General features: G+C 38.9%; 21 protein-coding genes and 1 pseudogene. 9 read left to right on the top strand and 13 right to left on the bottom strand.

The window, feature by feature from the left end:
• Positions 1-54 precede the first annotated feature (54 nt).
• The 3 genes from AAEY57_RS14430 to AAEY57_RS14420 all read right to left on the bottom strand — a co-directional run bounded on the left by AAEY57_RS14430 (position 55) and on the right by AAEY57_RS14420 (position 1,105).
• Positions 55-522, bottom strand: coding sequence for a YcxB family protein (locus AAEY57_RS14430; protein WP_350608104.1), 468 nt, complete (start codon positions 520-522; stop codon positions 55-57).
• 170 nt (positions 523-692) lie between these two features.
• Positions 693-884: a hypothetical protein gene (locus AAEY57_RS14425; RefSeq protein WP_013464127.1), complete on the bottom strand. Its 192-nt coding sequence runs from the start codon at positions 882-884 to the stop codon at positions 693-695.
• Positions 885-931: 47 nt separating this feature from the next.
• On the bottom strand, positions 932-1,105 hold the full coding sequence (locus AAEY57_RS14420) for a DUF1328 domain-containing protein (protein WP_002961939.1): 174 nt from the start codon (positions 1,103-1,105) through the stop codon (positions 932-934).
• Between the two features lie 522 nt (positions 1,106-1,627).
• On the opposite strand from AAEY57_RS14420, the gene AAEY57_RS14415 reads away from it, so the two are divergent.
• The 5 genes and pseudogenes from AAEY57_RS14415 (at position 1,628) to AAEY57_RS14395 (ending at position 6,152) form a co-directional block, all read left to right on the top strand.
• Positions 1,628-1,873, top strand: a complete 246-nt coding sequence (locus AAEY57_RS14415; protein ID WP_013464128.1) for an OadG family protein — start codon at positions 1,628-1,630, stop codon at positions 1,871-1,873.
• A gap of 12 nt (positions 1,874-1,885) precedes the next feature.
• Positions 1,886-3,666, top strand: a pseudogene (gene oadA, locus AAEY57_RS14410) (sodium-extruding oxaloacetate decarboxylase subunit alpha).
• Between the two features lie 14 nt (positions 3,667-3,680).
• A complete protein-coding gene (locus AAEY57_RS14405; protein WP_013464130.1) occupies positions 3,681-4,811 on the top strand; it encodes a sodium ion-translocating decarboxylase subunit beta in 1,131 nt (376 codons plus the stop codon).
• Between the two features lie 136 nt (positions 4,812-4,947).
• On the top strand, positions 4,948-5,919 hold the full coding sequence (locus tag AAEY57_RS14400; protein WP_350608103.1) for an aldo/keto reductase: 972 nt from the start codon (positions 4,948-4,950) through the stop codon (positions 5,917-5,919).
• 56 nt (positions 5,920-5,975) lie between these two features.
• Positions 5,976-6,152, top strand: coding sequence for a hypothetical protein (locus tag AAEY57_RS14395; protein ID WP_197019864.1), 177 nt, complete (start codon positions 5,976-5,978; stop codon positions 6,150-6,152).
• An 82-nt stretch (positions 6,153-6,234) separates the two neighbouring features.
• Here the strand turns inward: AAEY57_RS14395 and AAEY57_RS14390 are convergent, their stop codons facing one another.
• Positions 6,235-7,548, bottom strand: a complete 1,314-nt coding sequence (locus AAEY57_RS14390; RefSeq protein WP_350608102.1) for a peptidoglycan DD-metalloendopeptidase family protein — start codon at positions 7,546-7,548, stop codon at positions 6,235-6,237.
• 490 nt (positions 7,549-8,038) lie between these two features.
• On the opposite strand from AAEY57_RS14390, the gene tyrS reads away from it, so the two are divergent.
• Positions 8,039-9,238, top strand: a complete 1,200-nt coding sequence (tyrS, locus tag AAEY57_RS14385) for a tyrosine--tRNA ligase (RefSeq protein WP_028834382.1) — start codon at positions 8,039-8,041, stop codon at positions 9,236-9,238.
• Between the two features lie 39 nt (positions 9,239-9,277).
• Here the strand turns inward: tyrS and AAEY57_RS14380 are convergent, their stop codons facing one another.
• From AAEY57_RS14380 to folE2, 4 genes are all read right to left on the bottom strand, one after another.
• Positions 9,278-10,240 (bottom strand): cobalamin biosynthesis protein CobD/CbiB, encoded by a 963-nt coding sequence (locus AAEY57_RS14380; RefSeq protein WP_028834381.1) that lies wholly within the window; start codon positions 10,238-10,240, stop codon positions 9,278-9,280.
• Complete coding sequence (gene mtnN, locus AAEY57_RS14375; RefSeq protein ID WP_016900621.1) at positions 10,241-10,948, bottom strand: 5'-methylthioadenosine/S-adenosylhomocysteine nucleosidase; 708 nt, start codon at positions 10,946-10,948, stop codon at positions 10,241-10,243.
• A 109-nt stretch (positions 10,949-11,057) separates the two neighbouring features.
• Positions 11,058-11,654 (bottom strand): DUF2726 domain-containing protein, encoded by a 597-nt coding sequence (locus tag AAEY57_RS14370; protein ID WP_013464137.1) that lies wholly within the window; start codon positions 11,652-11,654, stop codon positions 11,058-11,060.
• 102 nt (positions 11,655-11,756) lie between these two features.
• Positions 11,757-12,677 carry a GTP cyclohydrolase FolE2 gene (folE2, locus tag AAEY57_RS14365; RefSeq protein WP_016900622.1) on the bottom strand — a complete coding sequence of 307 codons (921 nt, stop codon included), beginning with the start codon at positions 12,675-12,677 and terminating at the stop codon, positions 11,757-11,759.
• 207 nt (positions 12,678-12,884) lie between these two features.
• Between folE2 and arcB the strand changes: the two genes are divergently transcribed.
• Entirely contained in the window at positions 12,885-15,203 is a 2,319-nt protein-coding gene (gene arcB / locus AAEY57_RS14360) for an aerobic respiration two-component sensor histidine kinase ArcB (protein ID WP_013464139.1), read from the top strand.
• Between the two features lie 7 nt (positions 15,204-15,210).
• Here the strand turns inward: arcB and arcA are convergent, their stop codons facing one another.
• The 4 genes from arcA to trmB form a co-directional block, all read right to left on the bottom strand.
• Entirely contained in the window at positions 15,211-15,927 is a 717-nt protein-coding gene (gene arcA / locus AAEY57_RS14355) for a two-component system response regulator ArcA (protein ID WP_008110444.1), read from the bottom strand.
• Positions 15,928-16,386: 459 nt separating this feature from the next.
• Positions 16,387-17,991, bottom strand: coding sequence for an ATP-binding protein (locus AAEY57_RS14350; RefSeq protein ID WP_350608101.1), 1,605 nt, complete (start codon positions 17,989-17,991; stop codon positions 16,387-16,389).
• A gap of 183 nt (positions 17,992-18,174) precedes the next feature.
• The gene (locus AAEY57_RS14345; RefSeq protein ID WP_024601261.1) at positions 18,175-19,200 is read right to left on the bottom strand and encodes a methyltransferase; all 1,026 of its coding nucleotides are present in this window, start codon (positions 19,198-19,200) and stop codon (positions 18,175-18,177) included.
• Between the two features lie 36 nt (positions 19,201-19,236).
• Positions 19,237-19,962: a tRNA (guanosine(46)-N7)-methyltransferase TrmB gene (trmB, locus tag AAEY57_RS14340; RefSeq protein WP_024601262.1), complete on the bottom strand. Its 726-nt coding sequence runs from the start codon at positions 19,960-19,962 to the stop codon at positions 19,237-19,239.
• Positions 19,963-20,112: 150 nt separating this feature from the next.
• Here trmB and mutY point away from each other — a divergent pair, with 150 nt between their 5' ends.
• The gene (gene mutY / locus AAEY57_RS14335; protein WP_090494637.1) at positions 20,113-21,174 is read left to right on the top strand and encodes an A/G-specific adenine glycosylase; all 1,062 of its coding nucleotides are present in this window, start codon (positions 20,113-20,115) and stop codon (positions 21,172-21,174) included.
• Positions 21,175-21,207: 33 nt separating this feature from the next.
• Positions 21,208-21,480: an oxidative damage protection protein gene (locus tag AAEY57_RS14330; RefSeq protein ID WP_013464143.1), complete on the top strand. Its 273-nt coding sequence runs from the start codon at positions 21,208-21,210 to the stop codon at positions 21,478-21,480.
• 57 nt (positions 21,481-21,537) lie between these two features.
• Here the strand turns inward: AAEY57_RS14330 and AAEY57_RS14325 are convergent, their stop codons facing one another.
• Positions 21,538-24,321 (bottom strand): ATP-binding protein, encoded by a 2,784-nt coding sequence (locus AAEY57_RS14325; protein WP_350608100.1) that lies wholly within the window; start codon positions 24,319-24,321, stop codon positions 21,538-21,540.
• Positions 24,322-24,691: the final 370 nt, after the last annotated feature.

Genomic DNA, 24,691 nt, shown 5'->3' with positions numbered 1-24,691 from the left:
AACTCTGGAGTAAACAACGCCCCCTTTTAGGGGGCTAATTCAAAGCCACCTTCTTTAGAAGGTGGATCTTTTACTTATAAAATCAATCGTTTCTTCGTCGAGTATTGCCTTAGAAATGTATTGCATACCGCTTTTACTTTTTAACAATAGTCCACAATCTGTAGTAATAATTTCGTTAATGTCGTGCCAAGCTAACTGGTAATTTTTGTAATGATTGGTTGATTTTATTCCGTCTTCGTCGAAGGTGAGAGTGACTTCAGAACCAGACGCTCTGCTTAGCATTTGCCTGGTAACCCACCATGGGCGGCGATAGTAAAAGGCGATGCATTCGAGTAGGGCTAGCATCAGCAAAAATGTACCTAGGTAATGATCTCCTAAACCATAAATACCAAATAATCCCAATACAACAAGCAGTGCTAATAAAAAATATTTAGGTTGCCCGCGTTTACTATAAGGCAGCGATTGGTCGAAGCATTCATAAAAGTAAGGTTTATCGAGTTTATAGGTTGTCGTAAATACCATGCATCTATACTTAAAAGCTATTTTTTATCATTTTAGCAAGCTATGTGGCAAATGCGCAGCTTAAAAAGAATTAATAGTTCAGAGTTTATAATTAATGGGTAGCAACTTGGCGACTAATACTAAACACAAAAAAAGCGACCAGATGGTCGCTTTTTAAAAAGGGGGCTGAATTAGCAATTTGTTTCTTCAGCGTTGACACCTTCTTTTACTTCTTCACAGGCATCTTCTACTTTATTTTGAACATCTGTCACGGCTTCGTCGATGCGTTCACCTGCTTCTTCTGCATGATTGTCTTCACAACCCATAATAAATGCACTTGCGAATAGGCCAATAGCTGCTGCTTTAAGTGTTGATGATTTCATAATGTAATTCCTTGTATATAAATTTAAAAAAGTTCGTTGTTTCTTATCTACCTGGGGCTTTTACCACGTAAAGCGCCAGAGACAAGTGAAATAACCAGTAAAACTAAAAAGATAAAAAATATGATCTTAGCAATTCCTGCTGCGGCTCCTGCAATACCACCAAATCCTAAAACGGCTGCGATTAGTGCGATCACCAAAAATGTAATTGTCCAGCGTAACATTGTCATCTCCTTGATTTATCTAAGTGTTAAAGTGTTGTTTTTATATAAGCGAGTAATGTGCCAGTATTTTATTTTGTTTTAAATCAATGGTTTAATTTATCTTTTTGAGTTTAGCTTTATATTAGGTTGGTAATTTTTACGGTTTTATCTGTAACTTATTCACAGTGGTGTCTGATGAGATAATAAATAGTTTTTACAGTCGTTACTTTGGTAAGACCAATTAACATTTGCTTTGGCAGTTTTTAGTGGATTAGCTCATTAGGTATATTTTTATGTGTTTTTACAGAATATTAGGGTTTTTATATATTCTTTGTTTATAACGAACATTTTTACCATCTATATATATAGGTTAAATAAGCTATTTTAGGTGGTGTTAACCTTATTGGTGATATGTTACTTTTAGATTAATTGGTTTTACCAATTTACAATGTGTAGACAAAAGAATAGTTTTTGTTACTATTGGTGAATATTTATTTAAATAAACTGATTTTTTATGTATTCAGTTTTGAACAGGGGAGAATTATGGATATAGGGGCTTTGCTCACAACTGCAGGCAATTTAATGCTAACCGGTATGGTGGGTGTGTTTGTATTTCTTTCTTTATTGATTGGTGCAGTGACAGTTATGTCTAAGCTGGCTAGCAAATTTTCTCAGCCAGAACTTGAAGTATCACAGAGAACACCATCTTTTAAATCTCAAGGTGTGCCAAATGAGCACATCGCTGCAATTAGTGCTGCCATTGCTCAGTACAAAACAAATAATAATTAGAGGAGCATACCAATGGCTAAATTAAAAATAACAGAACTCGTACTTCGTGACGCACATCAGTCGCTTTTAGCTACCCGCATGCGATTAGACGACATGTTACCTATTGCAAAAAAATTGATGACGCAGGTTATTGGTCTATAGAGTCTTGGGGTGGGGCTACCTTTGACTCATGTATTCGTTATTTAGGCGAAGATCCGTGGGAGCGTATTCGCGCGCTTAAAAAGGCGATGCCAAATACACCCCAGCAAATGTTACTTCGCGGTCAAAACTTATTGGGGTATCGCCATTATGCTGATGACGTTGTTGAAAAGTTTGTTGAGCGCGCACACAAAAATGGCGTAGACGTATTTCGTATTTTTGATGCCATGAATGATGTACGTAACTTAGAAACTGCCATAAAAGCGGCGGTTAAAGTAGGCGCGCATGCCCAAGGTACGATTTCTTACACGGTAAGCCCAGTACACACATTGGATATGTGGCTAACACTTGCTAAGCAGCTTGAAGAATTAGGTTGTCATTCAATTTGTATTAAAGATATGGCGGGATTGCTTAAGCCTTACGATGCAGAAAAACTGATTAAAGGCTTAAAAGAAACGGTTTCAATTCCTATTGCCATGCAATGTCATGCAACAACGGGTTTAAGTACCGCAACGTATCAAAAAGCGATTGATGCCGGTATTGATATGCTCGATACGGCTGTATCGTCTATGAGTATGACTTATGGTCATTCAGCAACTGAAACAATTGCTGCAATCGTGGAAGGTACTGAGCGTGATACTGGGCTTGATTTAAACCACCTTGAAGAAATTGCAGCTTACTTTAGAGACGTACGTAAAAAGTACGCTGCGTTTGAAGGCAGTTTAAAAGGTGTTGATGGCCGAATTTTATTAGCCCAAGTGCCAGGTGGTATGTTAACTAACATGGAAAATCAGCTTAAAGAGCAAGGCGCTGCTGATAAACTAAACGAAGTATTACTTGAAATTCCACGGGTGCGTGAGGATTTGGGCTTTATTCCATTAGTTACACCGACCTCGCAAATTGTTGGTACTCAGGCAGTACTTAATGTGCTTACTGGCGAGCGCTATAAAACCATCACCAAAGAAACCGCTGGCGTATTAAAAGGTGAGTATGGTTCAACACCTGCTCCTATGAATAAAGAGTTACAAGAGCGTGTACTTGATGGCAGCGAAGCAATTACCTGTCGCCCTGCAGATGTGATCAAACCTGAACTTGAAACGCTTGAGGCTGAATTAAGTAAACTTGCGCAAGAGCAAGGCTTAACGCTTGCTGATGAGCAAATTGATGATGTGCTCACGTATGCCTTATTCCCACAAATTGGTTTGAAGTTTATTAAAAACCGCAATAACCCTGACGCATTTGAACCTGTTCCTAGCGCTGATGATAGCTCCAATAAAGCACCTGAAAAATCAGCGGCAAACAATAAAGGCGTTAAGGCTGAGCAATACAGCGTTAAAGTAGATGGCAAAGTATACGATGTCGTGGTTGCTCAAGGCGGTGAGCTTAAAGAGGTGACGCTAAAAGACTCTGAGCATATTCCACAGTCGGCATCAGTTGCTTCAGGTGAAACTCTTAATGCGCCACTTGCCGGTAATATCTTTAAAATTAAAGTAAAGCCAGGTCAAGTAGTAAATGAAGGTGATGTGGTGATTATTATGGAAGCCATGAAAATGGAAACCGAAGTACGCGCCATGCATACCGGTACAATTGCAGACGTGCTTGTCTCTGAAGGTGATTCAGTGTCAACCGGCGATGCAATGATTGCATTAGCTTAAGGAGTAATTAGAGGATGGATGGTATTTTAAACCTCTGGCATGCCACAGGCATTGCTAACTTTACATTTCCTGGGCTGATCATGATTGCCGTTGGTTGTTTGTTATTATTTTTAGCTATAGTTAAAAACTTTGAGCCGCTACTATTACTGCCCATTGGTTTTGGGGCTATTTTAACTAATATTCCTGTGGCGGGCTTATCTGACCCTGGTGGCTTACTTTATTATGTTTACTATGTAGGTATTGATACCGGAATTTTTCCGTTATTAATATTTATGGGAGTGGGCGCGCTCACTGACTTTAGTGCCTTAATTGCAAATCCGCGTATGTTGTTATTAGGTGCTGCGGCGCAGTTTGGTATTTTTGCTACCTTATTTGGGGCTATTTTACTTAACTTTATTCCAGGGTTTGAGTTTAGTTTACAAGATGCGTCAGCAATTGCCATTATTGGTGGCGCTGATGGGCCAACCGCTATCTTTTTAGCGTCAAAGCTGGCACCTGATTTATTAGGTGCTATAGCAGTGGCTGCGTACTCGTACATGGCGTTGGTTCCTATTATTCAGCCGCCTATCATGCGTGCGTTTACAACGCCTGAAGAACGTAAAATTCAAATGCCAGAACTGCGTAAAGTATCAAAAAAGGAAAAAATTATTTTTCCGCTGATGGTACTCACTTTAACTGCGCTCTTTTTACCAGCCGCCATTCCACTGGTTGGTATGTTTTGTTTAGGTAACTTAATGCGTGAGTCGGGTGTGGTCGATAGGCTAAGTAACAGTGCTCAAAACGAAATTATTAATATAACCACCATATTTCTAGGACTAGCGGTAGGCTCTAAGCTTGCTGCCGAGCAGTTCTTAACGGTGGAAACCATTGGTATTTTAGTGCTGGGCGCAATGGCGTTTGCTATTGGTACGGCCTCAGGTGTATTTATGGCAAAAGGCTTAAATAAAATATCAAAAACCCCAATAAATCCATTAATTGGTGCAGCGGGTGTATCGGCTGTTCCTATGGCGGCTCGTGTAGTTAATAAAGTCGGTCTTGAAAATAACCCGCACAACTTTTTACTGATGCATGCCATGGGGCCTAATGTAGCTGGCGTACTGGGAAGTGCTGTTGCTGCAGGTATTTTATTAGCACTTGTTGGCTAGTAATATTTAATCCAACCATTAGCGCAGTTTACTGCGCTTTTTTTTGCCTAAAATTTAATGTTTTAGATTAAGCGGTTTCTTGTATAGGGTTTTTTGTTTAAAGTAATCACTCTTCATTTTTTAAAAGGGCTGTCAAATGTTACACACTCCGCTGGCAAAATATTTACCCAAGGTTAGTAAGCTTGTATTTGGTTGTATGGGTTTAGGAGGTGCTTGGAATAAAGACGCCATCAACAGTGGGCACTTAAAGCAAGCTCATTCATGCATAGACGCAGCATTTGAAAGCGGGATTAACTTTTTTGATCACGCTGATATTTATACCTTAGGCAAAGCTGAGCACGTTTTTGGTAAAGCGTTGGCTGAGCGTCCTGAGCTCAGAGAACAAATGTATATTCAGTCTAAGTGTGGTATTCGCTTTGCTGATGAGAAAAACCCGCAGCGTTATGATTTTTCTGCTGATTGGATTGAGCGTTCTGTTGAGGGCTCACTTAAACGATTAAATACCGACTACTTAGATGTGCTTATGTTGCATCGCCCCGATCCATTAATGGAGGTGGAGGAAGTTTCGCAAATATTTAGCTGTTTGAAAGAAAGTGGCAAAGTGCGTCATTTTGCAGTTTCTAATATGTCTCAACATCAAATAAGGTTTTTGCAGCGCGCTTTAGATATGCCAATTGTGGCAAATCAAATAGAGGCCAGTTTACAAAAACATCAGTGGGTTGATGAGGGCATTTATGTAGGTAATGCCGATGGCAAAGATATTAACTTTACCCCAGGGTGTGTTGAGTATTGTCGTGAGCATGACATTCAAATTCAGAGTTGGGGCAGTTTGTGCCAAGGTTTATACTCAGGCGGTGACCTATCAAAAGCGTCACAAGCGGATGTAAACACGAGTATTTTAGTTAGTAAGCTTGCCGTTTTATATGGCACAAGTGCAGAAGCTATTGTATTGGCATGGCTACTTCGCCATCCTGCATCGATTCAGCCAATTATAGGCACTACTAATATAGAGCGTATAAAAGCATCCTGTGATGCAATTAATATTAATTTAAGTCGAGAGCATTGGTATGAGTTATATATTAGCGCGAAAGGCTGCGCTTTGCCGTGAGTTAATACCCGTTTCAATATTATTTGAACGAATTGGTATAATACAAAGGTGTTGATATGAATATATTTGTTATTTTAATTAGCTTAGTGATTGCTTTGGTGATCATTATTCCTTTGCTAGAAAGGTACCAAAGTAAAATGGGGCTAGAGGGTGCTACCAAATACAGCAAGTATATTTGGCCATTAGTCATGATATCTTTGGTTGTGCAGCTAATTTATGTACTTGTAAATTAAGTTTTAAACTTAAATATCACACACAAAAAAGCCTTTGCGGGTAACCCCAACAAAGGCTTTTTTTATTTAATCAGTGAAGTGGTTATCTAAGTGCTAGTTGTAGCTCACGATTACGCTCTAGTTGTGCGATAAAGTTATCAGCAATAGGCTTAAATTTAGCAAGCTCTGTACGAGGTAATGGTTCAGACTTAGGTAGTTTTACGGTTTTAGGGTTACGGTGAACGCCGTTAACCAAAAACTCATAATGTAAATGCGCGCCGGTTACACGACCAGTTGAGCCAACAGTACCTATTTTTTCTCCCTGTTTTACCTTTTGCCCTGTTCTGACTAGGCGCTTGTTAAGGTGTAAGTACTTAGTAACATATTGAGTACCATGGCTAATAAATACGTAATTACCATTATATTTGCTATAGCCTGCTTTAATTACTTTACCATTACCCGATGATACAACTGGCGTGCCTGTGCGTGCAGCGTAATCAATGCCGCGATGTGCTTTCACTTGTCCTGTAACTGGGTGTAGGCGGCGAGGGTTAAAGCTTGAACTAATATATTTGAAATTAACAGGCGCACGCAAAAAGGCTTTTTTCATACTACGGCCTTCAGGGGTGTAAAAGTTACCGTCTGTGTGACGAATAGCGGTGTAACGCTCACCTTGGTTTATAAATTCAGCGGCAATAATTTTACCGGTGCCAATAAACTCACCGTCAACAAAATGAGACTCATAAATTAAGCCAAATTCATCACCCTTGCGAATGTCGTTAGCAAAATCGACGTCCCAACCAAATATATCGGCAAAGTTCATGATTTGGCGTTCACTTAAACCTGCTGCAATTGCAGAGGTCCAAAAGCTACTTGAAATTTCCCCACCGGCTGTTTTGCTCAGTGTTTCTATTTCTTTGCTGTCAATTGAGGTGTCGTATTGGCCTTCGTCATTAAGTGTGACGAATAGCGTATCCGTTTTAGAAATAACGTAGCGTAATTGAGCTAATGAACCGTCTTCGGCGGTAGCAAAGCTTAACGTTTCACCTGGGTGAATTTTAGTTAGCTTACGTGTTTCAGCGTTGGTGTTTACAAGTTTATGCAGCGTTTGCGCAGAAAAACCGGCACGCTTAAAAATAATCGCTAAGTTGTCACCATTTTTAACTTGGTGATCGACAAAATCATATTCTGGAAGTTTTTGTGCTGCCTGCTCTGAATTTAGGTCAGTGAGTTTTTCGTTCTCACCTACTTTAATTTGTAATTCATAGCGCTTACCAATTTCTAGTGTGTTTTCACTATTGTCTTTGGATGCAGTGGCTTTTTCAGAAGGAAGAAAGGCTAAGGCAACAATAGCAGAAACCAAACCTAGAATAAGCATTTTGTGTTTTTTGGGGAGCGTGTTAACCACGTGAACCATAACGTGCCTTTTTCTGCTGTCAAGATAATAAATAGGTTATATTGCAGGATATAACGAATAATCTGTGAATACTAGTATTTTGTAGATTTAAACTCGAGTTAAATTAGGCTAAAATCATAGGGTATTCAGGCTGTTTGTGTTTAAAGTTGAACTGTTACACTATTTTATATTCTTGGATACTTTGCTTTTTCATCATAATGTTAAATTAGCTTATAAAACGGTTTAATTACGAGAAGTGATTAATTTGTAAACTGTTTTTAGTTTGTGATAAACACTTTTGGCGTATTATTAATCGCTCGTTTATATCCCCTTTTAGAACGTACACCCTGCATTTTAGTTGGTGCTGCGATTAGTTAAAAAAGTTGTTCTAATTAGGTGGAAATTTGTTATGTTAGCTAAATAGTTTTATTTGCTTTGTGATAACGCGCTAGCAATAAACCGTGAGCATATTACACCCCTTCGTTGTCAGAATTTTTTGGAGTAACACACAGTGGATTTACAAACCGCTCTAGCAGAGATAAAACGCGGTGCAGAAGAGATATTAATTGAAGATGAGTTGGTTGAAAAATTAAAGTCGGGGAAAAAGCTAAAAATTAAAGCTGGTTTTGATCCTACGGCTCCAGATTTACACCTAGGTCACACTGTACTCATTAATAAAATGAAAACCTTTCAAGATTTAGGTCATGAGGTTATTTTTTTAATTGGTGATTTTACCGGTATGATTGGTGATCCAACGGGCAAAAATGTGACCCGTAAACCACTTACACGTGATGACGTGCTTGCCAACGCCGAAACCTATAAAGAGCAGGTGTTCAAAATTTTAGACCCGGCTAAAACAACCGTCGCTTTTAACTCTACATGGATGGAGAAGTTAGGCGCTGCGGGGATGATAAAATTAGCCGCGCGTCAAACTGTGGCGCGTATGCTTGAGCGTGATGATTTTAAAAAGCGCTATGCTGGCGGTCAATCGATTGCGATTCATGAGTTTTTGTATCCACTGGTGCAAGGCTGGGATTCAGTCGCATTAGAGTCAGATGTTGAGCTAGGCGGCACCGATCAGCGTTTTAACCTATTAATGGGTCGTGAGCTGCAAAAAGATGAAGGTCAAAAACCACAAACAGTATTAATGATGCCTTTACTTGAGGGAACTGACGGCGTTCAGAAAATGTCGAAGTCACTCGGTAATTATATTGGTATTACTGATACGCCTTCAGATATGTTCGGTAAAATCATGTCAATTAGTGACGTACTCATGTGGCGTTACTACGATTTGCTAAGTAGCCTTTCTATTGAGCAAATTGCAGCCCAAAAACAGCGTGTAGAGCAGGGCACTAACCCGCGCGATATTAAAATTGAATTAGCTAAAGAGCTAATTGCGCGTTTTCACAGTGAAGCTGATGCGCAAGCTGCTCATGATGACTTCATCCAGCGTTTTCAGAAAAAAGCCTTGCCAGATGAAATCCCTGAGCTGACAGTTAATATTGATGAAGAGTCAATTTTAATCGCTAACTTACTTAAAGAAGCGGGCTTAGTGGCGAGTACCTCAGAGGCCATGAGGATGATCAAACAAGGTGCTGTAAAGCTTAACGGCGAGGACAAAATTACAGATACCAAATTGGAAATTGCAAAAGGCACAACGGCTATTTACCAAGTAGGTAAACGCAAATTTGCAAATATCACCGTAGCTTAAAACTTCGGACATTATAAAAACCAGCTACGGCTGGTTTTTTTATGCGAACTTAAAAACGAGAACAGCCTTAATAACTTCAACGCTAATAATAATCAGAAGCCAAAAAAAGCGAGTTTGGTTAAGTGTATTGAGTAGTTGTGGTACGTCATCGGCGTTGGGAAGACGCTCTACACCGACACGCATTTTATTAAAACGCTGTGTATTATAAATAGCAGGCCCACCAAGTTGTACCCCCAAAGATGCAGAACATACACTAAGTAACCAGCCTGTATTGGTTTGATAGAAGTGTCGGCCATAATGCTTAATATAATGCATGCTTTTTTTACTGGCCTTTAGTGAGGCAATTGTCAGCGCGAGTAAACGTATGGGAATGTACTCAACAATAAAAAGAACCAGTTTAAGCGGCATCAAAAAAGAGCTGTTTGGGGCTATATCACTTCGCCACGCCTGTTGAATTAAAGTGATTAAACGATAGGCGAGAGCGGCGACGGGGCCCAATACTAAAAATATGAAAATTACCACAAAGTAATGACGCGCCGTTCTAAGTATGACACTTTCCATAATGGCTTTAATGATCCCGGGGCTTGAAAGTGCATTAACTTCACGGGCTACTAGTGGCTTTAATAATTCGCGTGCTGTCGATTTTTGATTTTTTTTGACTAGCCTAGCTATGCGTATCGCTTTTTTATTCAGGCTACTGTTTTCTAGGCATAAATATAAAATAAGACCTGATAACAGCTCGGGGTAAAAGGCAAACTGAAGCAGTAAAACTACAATAATAAGCACAGTACTAAGTATAAGCGTACTTGCCATTGAGGCTGCTAAATAATGATATTGCTTGGTGTCTGTTTTTTTATAAATACGCTGGCTTATAGCGCTAAAAATAGCAGAGAGTATGTGGTTAGGGTGATACCAACTTACTAAAGGTAAAAAGCGCTCAGCAAGGAGCGCACAAATAAATACAATAAAGTCCAAATGATTTTGAACAATATTATTGAGCATTTACAGCGTAACCGCCGTTAATTTCTCAAGTAAAGCTACGACCATTTTTGATGAATTTATAGAGGCTGTTTCTAAGTATTCTTCAAATGATTGCGGCGACTCTTTGCCTGCAATATCAGACATTGAGCGAATAACAACAAATGGTGTATTAAGTGCAAAACACGTTTGTGCAATTGATGCACCTTCCATCTCTACTGCTAGCATTGTAGGGAAGTCACTGCGTGCTTTTTCAATACGAACAGGGTCGCACATAAACGAGTCGCCGGTGCAAATTAAACCAACAAGGGTTTTTACTTCACTAATTTGTGCAATTGTTTGCTCGGCTGCTTCTACAAGTTTAGGGTGAGCAGTAAAACCTGCTGGCATTTGTGGTACTTGGCCAATTTCGTAACCAAACGCTGTTACATCAACATCGTGATGACGTACTTCAGATGAAATTACTACATCGCCAACGTTTAGTGATGGGTCGAATCCACCGGCAGAGCCTGTGTTAATAACACAATCTGGATTGAAGTTATCGATAAGTAATGTGGTTGCGATTGTCGAAGCGACTTTACCTATACCTGATTGCACTAAAGTGACGGTATTGCCTGCAAGCTCGCCTGTGTAAAAAGTAAAACCAGCCTTGGTTAAAACTTGTGGATTTTGCATCGCCTCGCGCAAAATTTTAACTTCTGGCTCCATTGCGCCAATAATACCAACATTCATAGTGTTAAATTCCTGAGTTTGAATACGGTGATTATACTGCAAAAAATAACGTGGGGTAAAACAAACAAAAATGCGAGCTTAAAAAGCCCGCACTTTATAAACTTATTGATTATATTTCAGCAAGGGCTGTTGATTGTGCCTTTGCTTGAGAAGGAGACAATACCGCAGGTTTATGAACTCTAGCACGCGTAGGTCGTGAAGGTTTAGATGCCGCTGGCTTACCTAATTTAAACATAATTGCATCGCGTACTTCGCTTGGGCGGTAGCCTGCCTTCACTTTCATACGAATATGTGGAATACCTGCGGCTTCCAATGCGCCATTAACAAACCAGTCGCGCTGTGCTTTGTGGCCATCTTTATTGGCGTTATTAACTAAGTCAACCGCAGCCACTATGGTCATTTTTTCTTTATCTACTAAAACAAAGTCGAGCTGCTTATTTTTTGCTTTAGCCATTGCCGCACGTTTAGATTTAACAGACAGGCCTTGTTTACAGTCAATCACATCGATTAGTTTAACGCGACTAACAATTTTATATTGATCGCCAACAGCGCGCTCTAATAAATTCAGAAACGCCCCTTCTACTTGGGTAAATACACTTTGCTTACGAGTAAAAGGATAAGGGTTTCCGCCGTCATCATTAAATTTTGACGCAACGACAGATGCCCCAACAACTAGCACTAATATTAATAATAAAGCGAATTCCATACGGTAACTCCATAACAACAAATTGACACTGTTTTTCTAAAGCAATTTATGTGCCCAAATAGTTGTTATGGTTGTTTTATTAACGAATGGGGATGAGCACTATTATGCTTTATAGCCGCCTTCAATACCTTTTACGGCAATCGCAACTGCATCATGAGCATGTAAAGACTCATAATGGTTAATTTGCAGGAAGTAATCGCTAAACTCTTTTGACTCTAACGTCGTTTTAATTTTTCGTGCTGCGTCTTCACAAAACATTAAATTTTGACCGTTTAAGCGAGCAAACTCTTGTTCGTCTTCACGTTTTACCGCAGCTTGTACTGGTGTTTTTAGCTCATCTTCTAGTAAGTTTATTAAGTTAACCACATCAAACTGTTCAATGTTATTTGCTAATTTAACTTTAACATTAGCAATTGAACGCTGTGAATGCGGGGTTGCTACAATCCCTTGAGTTGTTCCAAGCCACTCTAAAACTTCTGATTGAGTGAGTGTTTCTTGAGAAAACTTTTCGCTGAATGCGTTTTGAATTAATTGGCGAGCCAGTGCTGCAGAACAGGGGCAAGTTGATGAATAAGTCACATCAACGCTGAGCTCAAAACTAATAACGCCTTGATTTATAGTGCTGGTAAGTACAATGGGATAGCTTTTCCAACCTGCTTTACCACTAAGTAATGACTTACGGCGTAGCGGCAATTCAAATTTAAATTCAATGTGTGCTTTATCACTTAAGCCTTCATGACTGGTGATAAAGGTATCTAAGGCTTGTGCTAAGGTTTGTGGATTGACCTGTTGCTCAGTTGAGAGGTGATCCAACGCTAAAAATAGTCGCGACATATGGATGCCTTTAGCATCTTCTTTGTGTAAATTAACAAAGGCGCGTGCTTTTGCATTAACGGTAACTGGAGCTAAATCAAGAGATTCAAAAATAAAAGGCAGCTCTATATCGCCCATACCTACCCAGTCTAATTTACCTGTTTGTAATGCGGCAGCCGTGTTAGCAATATCTGGCATAGTTTTTTGCATGATACGTTACTCGTTATTTGCAATATTTAAAACGCCGCATTTTACACTAAATAAAGATTTGCTGAAATGCAGCAAATAACACCAAACATGAAATTTTATTGTTTTTGTCGCACAACATGAAAATAGCTGATAGAAAATGCTAAAATTAGCCTTTAACCTTGAAAGGTCAACAGACCCTAAGCATTTAGCTAAGAGAAAAACTGATATATGACTGATTCTTCTTTGAACCCGTGGGTTCGAGTTCTTTCCAGTTCAATAACTCGTTTTGGTGAGTTTAAAACTGCTGCTATTTGCTATGCATTATTACTAACAATATCGCTGGTTTTATCAAGTATGTTTTATTACGTCGCCATAGGCGAAGTAAACTTGGTTGATATACTGGCCGTAGTATTTTTTACCTCGGTTGTTTCTCCTTTAGTTATCAGCATATTATTAAACTCTATTCGGCAACTTGATGCCTCTTATGCTTATTTAGATAGTGCCACAAAACAAGAGAAGCTTTTAAATCAAACCCTCAAAGACAATATTAACCGCTTAAATATTGAAATTGACGAACGTAAAATGGCTTTTCATGCCAAACATCGAGCAATAGAAGAGCTCAGGCGTGAAATTGCAGAGCGTAAAAAAACACAACAAGAACTCGCACAGCAAGGCATGTTACTGCGCTCAATTGTAGACTCCTCGCCGGATTTATTTTATTACCGCGATAACAACGGGGTGTTTGCCGGTTGTAATAAAATGTTTGAAGAGGTGATGGGTAAAACCAGTGGTGAACTTATTGGTAAAGCCGCAGAAGAAATATTCCCAAGCCACTTTTTATCAGAAGTACTCAGAACCGATGAGCAGGTTGAGCGTACGCACCAAGGTTTAACTATAGATGTGGAGTACTCAGTAAACGGTGAAATTAGGTGGTTTGAATTGCGTAAACTTCCCTTTATTAATGAACAAGGGGATTACATTGGTTTACTTGCGTTTGGCCGTGATATTACCAGTCGTAAAGAAGCTGCGCAGGCACTGGAAACAGCTTATAAAGATAAAGGGAAATTTATTGCCACATTAAGCCATGAGTTACGCACACCGCTTAATGGTATTGTGGGCTTAACGCGCATGCTACTGGATACCGAATTAAACAAACAGCAACGCAGTTGGTGTAATACCGTGTTTTCAAGCGCCGAAACGCTAGGTAACATATTCAACGATATTATAGATTTAGATAAAATTGACCGTGAGCAGTTAGATATTGCCGCCAACGAAATTAATGTTTCGGACTTTATCAACGATGTAGTTAACTTTGCAGGCCTTATTGCTGAGCAAAAAGAGCTTTCGTTTGAAGTGAAGCGTTCTGGCATGCTTGACATATATGCTTTGCTTGACCCGACTCGTTTACGCCAAGTGGTGTGGAACTTAATTAATAACGCCGTTAAGTTTACTCAACAAGGGAGCGTAATCTTAGATTGTGCCAGAGAAAACCGTGAAGATGGCCCTTGGCTTATTATTAAAATACTCGATACCGGTGAAGGTATTCCACAAGAGCAACTAACACGCATTTTTGACATGTACTATAAAGCGCCAGATCTTAAAGGCACCAATGCCATTGGTTCAGGTATTGGCTTAGCTGTCACCAAAGCGTTAGTAAGCGCAATGAAAGGCACAATAACGGTTAATAGTACCCCAGGAGAGGGCAGCTGCTTTACGGTACAAATTCCGCTGAATTTATGTAGTGCACCTACCGAACATAGTTATGTTGGGCGTAGCTTATATATTTTATTAGTGGAGGATGTGCCACTTAATGCTGAAATTGCTACTAACCTACTAGAGCAACGTGGACACGAAGTGCTGTGGGCTGAAACGGGTGAAGATGCTTTATCGTTTGTCGAAACTGAAGATGACTTAGATTTAGTATTACTTGATATGCAGTTGCCTGATATTAATGGTGACGAAGTGGCAAGACAAATTCGCGCTCAAAGTCATTTTGATCAGCTACCAATAGTGGCATTAACGGCCAATGTACGCAGTGCTGAAGAGGAGCTTGAGGGTATTTCTATTCAAGGCGCACTAGCTAAACCAATAAACACAAGCAAGTTAGATAATATGCTCGCTGAACTCTTTGGCATTAAGCAAGCGCAAACCGAGGCTCCTCAACGAGTGGTCAATCAAGCGTTATTAAATCAAATTAATACTGACTTGTTGGATGTTGAAACTATTGAAGACTTTGTAAATTCGATGGGCGTTGAAGTATTTAAACGCAGTAGCCAGTTGTTCGCAAAGCTAAATCCGCAGTACCAACAAGAGCTGTTAGCTTCTTTAAACGCTGCTGATAGAGAAGAGTACAAATCGGTTGCGCACAAATTAAAAGGTGCGGCAGGTTCGGTGGGTCTTAATGATGTTCAGTTGCATGCAAAGCAAATGGAGCATGGGGCGCTGGAGCAAAGTGACGAAGTGTTAGCTGTGTGGCTTGAGGAGTTAACAGATAAAATAAATGAAGGACAACAGGCCCTTCATTTATTTTTACAGCAATTAGAGTAATAACTAATTAGCTGTCGATTTTACCAATGAAACGGTAACCTTCACCATGGATGGTGCTGATTAACTCAGACGTTGAGTTGTCGCTTTCAAAGTGTTTGCGGATACGACGAATTGTTACGTCAACCGTACGGTCGTTAGCGCGAAGCTCTCGGCCAGTCATGTGCTTAATTAGTTGCTCACGGCTAAATATACGACCCGGAGAGTCAAGCATTAAACGCAGTGCTCTGTATTCGCCTTTAGGTAGACGTTTCGCGTCTCCGTTTGGAGAAGTAAGGCAACGACTGTTTTCGTCAAGTTCCCAACCGTTAAAGGTGATCACGCCATTTGTTTCAATAGCAGACTCTTCACCACCTAATGCAGTACGCGTAATTAAGTTACGAGCACGAATAGTTAATTCACGCGGGTTGAAAGGCTTAGTAATATAGTCATCAGCACCAATTTCAAGACCTAAAATACGGTCTACATCGTTGTCACGGCCTGTTAAGAAAATAAGACCAACTTTGCGTTTTTGGCGTAATTCGCGAGCTAAAATAAGCCCGTTTTTACCTGGCAGGTTGATGTCCATAACTACAAGATTGACGTCATCGTTATTTGTAAGCTTATCATGCATATCATCGCCATCAATGGCTTCAATAACTTTGTAACCTTCGGCTTCAAATAAACTAACGAGGTTTAGTCTAGTTACGTCTTCATCCTCTACGATCAGAATGACTGGCGTTTGCATTTTTAATTAACCTTTTTGGAGTGTGTTTTATTTTAAAATCGGTGTGATCATCAAAACCGACTACTAGAATTATAGGATTATATCTAAATGTTAACAAGTAAAAACAAATTAGATAAAAACAGCTGCGCGCCCAAACCTACTTTGACGTATTATTAAAAACCGCGGCTTAATTGATACTTAACGTTGGATGTATAATTTGAATTATAAAGTCGAAGCCATTTCCCTTTAATAATTGATACATCCATCAACCACCTAAAGATACTTAAAATAATCAGACTAATTCAAAACGAAATTATATCACTTTACAATTTTTCATCAATGTATGTGATATGTTAAACACAATTAAGTTCATTAATTGTGTGAAAATACAGCATTAATGATACAACTGTTCAATGAGTGCTGTCTTAGTATGGTCATAAAGTCGTAATTCAAGAGCAGACAACGGATTTATTTCACTTTTTAAAATAGCGTAATAATAAATCGTGCTCCTGATTGATACTCAGTATCTAACACAATTTCTCCAGCCAAAGCCTGGGTCACTAAGTTGTAAACTAAATGCATGCCTAATCCACTGGCTCCTTGACCGCGTTTTGAAGTAACAAAGGGGTCAAAAATTTTCGCTCTTATGTTGTTCTCTACACCTAGGCCGTTATCGGTGTAGGTAATTTGTGTTTTTGTGTTTGTTGCCACAATATCAATTTGCACTACATTGTCACCGCCAGCTACAAATCCGTGTAGTAAGGAGTTTAAAATTAGTTGATGGAAAACTTGCTGCAGTGGCCCTTTTTTACTTTCAACGGTTAAATCTGCTGGACAATTTATAAGAACTTTAGGATTTTTTATTCTTAATTCTTGCCCCATAGACAATAATGTATCGTTTATGAGCTGCTGTAAGTGAACGGTACTAGTGATTTCATCATCTTTGATCACGGCCACTTTTTTAAAGTTAGAAATAAGCTCTGCGACACGGTTTAGACTACTGTAGATGAGGTCTAAGTTTTCAATGCCATCGTTAGTAAATTGCTCAAATTGACTGGCAGTCAATGACTTACTTTGAAAGTTAATTTGTAGCTCCGCGAGTTTATCTCTTAGTAAAGTAGAACCGGTGATCCCAAGCCCTATAGGGGTATTTACCTCATGAGCTACACCTGCCACCATTTGCCCTAATGAAGCCATTTTTTTGTTTTCGACAATTTGAGTTTGGTATTGGTGCATCTTTTCAAGTGTAGATAGCAACTCTTTATTTGCTTCTCTGAGCGCGATGGTTCGTTGGCTTACTTTTTCTTCAAGATTTGAGTTTAGTAGCTTAATTTCTTTTTTATCTTCTTCGTGGCGCTCTATTTGTCTTTGTGTTCGCGCCAGCATTACATTTAAGCTGTTAGAAAGCCTGGTTATTTCAGTTAAGTTTGTTAAAGGCGCCCGGGCGTAGTAGTTATGATTTTTAGCTATGTTTTGCAGTAACAAGCTTAAGTTTTCTATTGGGCTGGCTATCCTTTTTTGTAACCTTATAATAATCAAAGAGATAAAAATAAGTATTAAAGCGATAATGGCAATATCAATTATAATTTTTTTAGTGATAAGCTTATTTAAGTTATCCAAGCTGCCCCTAATATACACATAACCAAGTAACTGATCATTATTGAGTATTGGAGTAATGTATTCAATAAACTCATCACCTACTTGGGGTTCTATAAAGTCGTTAATACTGTCTGTTTTGATTGGTACAGGTGGCGATTTTCGGGCATTAAAACTGGTAAAAAATACTGGTTTTCTTGTTTGCTCATCTAGCGCATAAATATGTAAGTTTGTAACCGATGAGACTTGTTGAAGAAGCTTTAACCGCCTTTCTTCTGCAGGTCTATTTTTATTTAGTAATGACGGCATTGCATCAAAGGCAATGATCTCAGACACCAGCACAAGTTTACTAATCAGCTGCTTTTTTTGCTCTTGTGTACTTAAGTAAGTAGAAATAGAAAGAGATAATAGCAAACAGATGGCTGTTATAAGCATGATGGTTTTAAACAATATGCTACGAATGCTATTTTGCTCTACAGTTTTAGGCATTGCGAGAGGGTCATCCGTGTCAATTGTGAATGTAATAAATACTAGTTTAGCAAAAACAGGAAAAAGTGAAGCAAAAAGATTAGCTTAATTACACTATTTATTCTTAATTAACCTACGTCATAAAGTAAATATGCGGCTAATATACCGCATATTTATGTTTTGATAGGGGATTAATAATAAGTTTCAGCTACTGTATACAGCAAACTTATTATTCTTAAACACCGTTTGATAACTATCAAATTGGGCTTCTAAAATAGGTGGATATTTTAAAAAGCTATTAGCAACAATAGTGAGCTTACCTGTTTTAGTTAGGTGCTGTTTGGCATTATTTAAAAACGATTCGGCCACTGTGTAGTCGGTCGCAATACCGGTATGAAATGGTGGGTTACTAATAATTAAATCAAACTTACCTGCAATGCTGTTTAAACCATCGCTCAGTACGGCTTCACCATTAACGTTATTAAGTTTAAGCGTTTGTGTTGTTGCATAGGCAGCCAGTGCGCTTACATCACTACATGTAAATGTAAGAGCCGGATTTTTTAGCCCTAAAAACGTAGCAATAAGCCCCGCGCCACAACCAAAATCAAGAACGTTACCGTGTTTTATATTTGGTGCATTTTCTAATAGCATTTTAGTGCCTGCATCAAGGCCGCCATGGTTAAACACGCCAGGAATACTTACAGCAGTAAACTCAATATCACTTACGTTGACCACAAACTCTTTGTGGTAAGTACTAATATCAAATGTTGAATTCAGGGTTATTTCTGAAAATGAATATAAAACGCAGTGTTTTGCAGAGTCAATTTTATTACTAAACGCCGTTTTATTGGCGAGTTGCTTTTCAATTGATTTTACACCGCTTTTGTTTTCGCCAACGACTAGCAGCTCAGCTTCTTTACTTATCACTGCGCGTATGTTGTCTAATGCCATTAATAGCTCGGGCTTAGACTTGGGGTAATAAAGAATTACTAAATCATATTCACCGGCGCTAATCGTGTGATTAACTTCTACATTTATACCCGATATGTTTTTAGCAAATTCACCATTTGCATGGTTATAGCTAAAAGCCGTTATTTTACTTTGTGGGTTGAGCGTTTTTAGCTCATTTAAAAAGCCATCTTGAACAAAGTTGACCACCAATATTGATTTACCTTTTAGCTCCTCGCTGTTGCGAAGTAATAATAGGCTCGGATTGGTTAATACGCTCATAAATGGCTTTACCTTACTTGATTATTTAATTAACGGTTATTTAGTACGTTCGAACATTAAATCCCATACGCCATGGCCTAAACGATGGCCACGTTGTTCAAACTTAGTCAGCGGACGTAAATCAGGACGAGGTACATAGTCGTTAGTCTCTGATTGGTTTTTGTAACCAGGTGCTGCTTGCATTACTTCAAGCATATGCTCTGCATAGTTTTCCCAATCGGTTGCCATATGAAAAACGCCGCCAATTTTTAATTTAGAACGTAGTTTTTCTGCAAACTCAGTTTGTACAATACGGCGCTTATGGTGACGCTTTTTGTGCCATGGATCAGGGAAGAACAATTGTAAGGTCGATAAGCTTTCATCACTTATACAATCTGCAAGGACTTCAACGGCGTCGTGTTCAAATACACGAAGATTAGTAACGCCTGCTTCGTCGGCATCCATTAAACACGCGCCAACGCCTGGGCGATGTACTTCTATACCGATAAAGTTAAGATGTGGTGCGTTTTTTGCCATTTCAACCAATGACTTGCCCATACCAAAGCCAATTTCTAACACTACATCATTGTCATTGCCAAATACTGCGTTTAAATCAAGTAGGCCGTTTTTATGCTCAAGCCCCATTGTTGGCCAGCATTTTTCGATTGCAGCGGCTTGGCCTTTGGTTAATCGGCCTTCGCGTTTTACAAAACTACGAATAGTGCGGATATACTTACCTTCTTGCTTAGCTTGCTCAAGGTTGTTGTTACTTGATTCACTCATATTATTGGCCTGACAAAACAATGTGTTTAAAAATGGTTGCGTATTATCCCTGACCCGCGCGGGGTTGACAAGCTCTAGGGCGTTATAGCTTGATCTTTTCAACAACTACAATAGACTGAGCCGCCATTAAGCATTAGTAAAAAAGTAAATATGTTGGATTTAAAAAAGCAGCAGTCTGATTGGTTTTCTAACCAAGTAGTTGATTGGTATCATCTCCATGGGCGCAAAACATTGCCATGGCAATTAGCTAAAACACCTTATAAAGTATGGGTGTCTGAGGTGATGCTGCAGCAAACCCAAGTTGTGACTGTTATTCCTTATTTCGAAAAGTTTATGCAAAGCTTTCCCGATATTATTGCTTTAGCAAATGCTGATGAAGATCAGGTTCTGCATCACTGGACTGGTCTAGGTTACTATGCACGCGCGCGCAACTTACATAAAACGGCCAAAATAGTGCGAGACAAATATCAAGGCCAGTTTCCCAGCACGCTTGAAGAGGTAATGGATTTACCCGGAATAGGACGCTCCACTGCCGGTGCTGTTTTATCTTTATCTTTGGGGCAACATCATCCTATTCTTGATGGCAATGTAAAAAGGGTGCTTGCACGATTTTTCATGGTTGAAGGTTGGTATGGCGTCAAAAAGGTAGAAAATCAGCTGTGGCATTTAAGTGAACAACTCACCCCTAAAAATAATGTGACTGAGTTTAATCAAGCTATGATGGATTTAGGGGCAAGCCTTTGTTCACGAAGTCGTTTTGATTGTGAAGCATGCCCGTTAAAAACACAATGTGGTGCTTTTAATGCGGGTAAGGTTAAAGAGTTCCCACATTCTAAACCTAAAAAAGCAGTGCCTAAAAAAAGTTGTCATCAGTTAATTATTAAACATAACGACAAAGTACTCATGGAAAAACGCCCAAGTAGTGGCATTTGGGGGGGATTATTTGGGTTTTTTGAATTTAATGAGCACAGTGAGCTCGACACTTTTTTAGCACAGCAAGGGCTAAAAAGTGAGCTTGAGATATTAGCGCCTTTTAGCCATGTGTTCTCACATTTTGAGCTAACCATAAACCCACATGTGCTCAATGTTCAGCAAATCCCTGATGTGGTGAACGACAAGCAATTAATATGGTATCCACTTGATCAATCAATAGAGGTGGGTTTAGCTGCACCGACTAAAAAGTTGGTTAAACAAATGAGCCCAATAGGTTAAACTAGCAGCATTTAGCGTTAGAGAGAATAAATCATGGCACGTACTGTATTTTGTCAAAAGTTACAAAAAGAAGCTGAAGGCCTTGGATTTCAACTTTATCCTGGGGAAATTGGCGAAAAGATTTTTAATAATATATCTAAAGAAGCATGGGGACAGTGGCAGCATAAACAAACGATGCTGATCAACGAAAAGCATTTAAATATGATGGACCCAGAACATCGTACCTTTTTAGAAGAGCAAATGGTTGGCTTTTTATTTGAAGGAAAAGAGGTTGAGATTGAAGGCTATAAGCCAGTAGAAAAATAATCGTTAAAAAAGGGCTAAAAAGCCCTTTTTTGTTGTGCATACCTATGAACAGTTTAGTTAAATCAAGTCATCTTGTTGATCGTGGTTTCTAATTTGTTCTTTTAAAAATTGTGCTGCTCTTGAATATTCAATTTCGAGCTCATCTCTCATCTCAATTAACTCATCGGCATTGATTTCATCAGCCTTACACTTATCCTCAAATGACTGCGCTAAATCAGCCACAATATTAGCCCCCACTGTTTTTGATATAGATTTCAATTGATGGCAGGCAGCTATAATTTCACTTTTACTCTTTTGTAGTACCGCAAAGTTGATTGATTTAATTTGTTCTTGGCTTTGCTCTAAATACATTTTAAAGAAGCGAATTTTTTTAGCATCATCGCCATTTATATATTTGTTGGCAGACTCCATGTTAATAGGCATGGCTGGCTTTTCAGCTGAGCTAATTTGTTTTGGCTGTTTATTATCTATATCGCTCCATTGATTTAATATGTCCTCAAGCGTATTTAACTCAATCGGTTTAGTTATAAAGTCATTAATTCCCACAGCTAAACAGCGCTCTCTTTCGCCTTTTAAGGCATTGGCTGTTACAGCAATAATATAAGGTTGAGCGTCGATTGCTTCTAACAGTGCCGCTTCTTCTCTAATCTTTTCAACCATATCGTAGCCAGACATTTTCGGCATATGTAAATCTGTTAGGATGAGCGAATAGCTGTTTTTACGCCACATCTCTATGCCTTCCTCACCATTATTCGCTACTTCCACACTATACCCTAATATATGTAACTGCTCGGTAAGTACTTCTTGGTTTAATAAGTTATCTTCTACCAGTAAAACAAGCCTATTTGCAGCGAGTGCTTCTTCTGAATTTAAGTAATGATTCATGCTTTTAGCTTTTTTTATTTGCTTAGGTTTATGTAAGCCCGCCGCAACCAAAATTGAAAGCATAAAGTTAGATTTACACAGTGGTGAAGCATTAATATAAAAAATATTTTCATGATTAATAACGGCTTCATCTAGCTTACTTAATACCACCATTTGCTGATTATTATCTTCTAGTGAGTAAAGTAAACTTCTTAGCAAAGTGCTAATACTGCTCATGTCGTCAATACCATCGACAACCCAAATAATATCTTTTGTGTCTTGATGATCTTCTATATCTTTTTGCTCATGGGCATAGGTTATTTTGGCACCCATGAATGACAAGTAACGATAAATTACCTTGCCGCGTTCAGCATTGTCACTAACAACAACAACATGCTTATTATTGAGTGTATTTTTATGAGCAAATTCAGTTTTACCTGCCGTTGAAAAAGGCAGTTCAACGGTAAACTCACTACCAATCCCCTCATGGCTTGTAACATGTATAGTACCAAGCATTAGCTCGGTTAAGCTTTTACAAATTGAAAGCCCAAGTCCTGTACCGCCAAATTCTCGAGTAATTGAGCTTTCAGCTTGAGTAAACGGGCTGAATATTTTCCTTAATTGAGACTGACTCATTCCTTTACCGTTATCAACTACACAAAAACGGAGTGTAAAATGATCGGCAGTGTTGTGTGCAACTTCAACCGATATTTTCACCCTACCTTGAGTAGAGCCGTTAGTGCTGGTAAATTTAATGGCATTGCTACATAAGTTATAAAGTACTTGGCGAACCCTGACTGAGTCGCCGATAAGGTTATTAGGAATATCGGGTGCAATTGATAAATCGAGTTCTAGGTGACGGTTTTTTGCAACAGACGATAACACCTTTGCGACTTCTTCTAGCGTATCTGCAACAGAGAAGGGAGTCGGGTCTATATTGAGCTTTCCTGCTTCAATTTTAGAAAAATCCAAAATATCATCTAAGATACTGAGTAACGAAAATGCAGATTCACGAATAATTGTACTTAAACGTTGCTGTGCACCATCAAGTTCTGTTTGACGAAGTAAATCAATGGTACCGATTACGCCATTCATTGGTGTTCTTATTTCATGACTCATAGTGGCTAAAAAGGTGGTTTTAGTTTCACTGGCTTTTAGCGCTTTTTGCGTTTGTTTCTCTAACTCAAAGGTTCTGCTTTGTACTTCTGTTTCAAGGCTTGTTTGTAATTTTTTTAACTCTTTTTTTGCCGCTTGATCGTCAGCTTGAACCTTACTCACCTTTTTGAGTAATAAATTAACTTGTTGAGCTACCGTTTCTAAACCACCCTCTAGTTGCTCATTTAGGGTGCTTTGATAGTTATCATTTTGCGTAATTTCTTTTAGTTCTTGAGTAAGTGAATCTGTATTTTTATGTAATCGCTTGTTAATGTATTTATTCAGCATGAATGCTAATACAAATAGCACCACCAGTGCAGCAAAGGCTACAACATAGGCATTTAGTGGTGAGTGTTGATTTGATGGTGTAACTGAGGACTGTGTTTGCTCAATAATAAGCTCTCCAATTATCTGCCCCTTTGATGAGATTAAATGATGAAGAGTATTTTGTTCTTTAATATGTTTATTAACAGCTAAAGGCGCAATTGCTTTACTGTTATTGCTATAAACTAACTCGGCTTGATTATTGGCATTAAAACGGTGGAGCGTATATTTATAATCATCATTGAGTAAGGTGGTCATATCGAGTAATTGCGTGACCTTGTCTTGCTCGTATATTGTTAATGCTTCTGCTAAAGGCTGATCAAGACGCTCAGCAAGTTTTGTTAACGATAAAGTAGAGGTTGGAGCAGATGCATTGTTATCAGCATTACTTTGTGAATAAAGCACAAAGGCGACTACAAATAATGCGGTTATTATAAGGTTACTAACTAAGAATAAAGGTAGTAGGCCTTTTATTGCTGAAGAGGGCTTGCTCTGCATGAGTTTTCCTGTGGTCTTATTATTAAAACGGTAAGCCTGTACCGAAAGTTATTATTCAATCGTAACACCTAAAAAAAATAATTCACTACGTTTTTTAAACTCTTTTGTTGGATAAATACACTGTATTAACGAAAATAGCCTCGAGTTGTTTGAAAACCGTTCAAACGATTATAAAGAATAAAAAAAAAGTTGACTTGTAGGGGTAAAACTCGTTTAATACGCCGCACGCCCAGATAGCCAGTCAGTAGAGCTAGCTGGGAATTGCATTAAAAATCCGTTAAGATTTTTAATTAGCACTGTTTAAGTGCCTCGATAGCTCAGTTGGTAGAGCAGAGGATTGAAAATCCTCGTGTCCCTGGTTCGATTCCGG

The sequence above is a fragment of the Pseudoalteromonas sp. MER144-MNA-CIBAN-0113 genome (assembly GCF_040308965.1).
Classification (GTDB): domain Bacteria; phylum Pseudomonadota; class Gammaproteobacteria; order Enterobacterales; family Alteromonadaceae; genus Pseudoalteromonas; species Pseudoalteromonas tetraodonis.
Note: the sequence above shows the minus strand (reverse complement) of the source record. Positions and strands in the feature narration are given on the sequence as shown.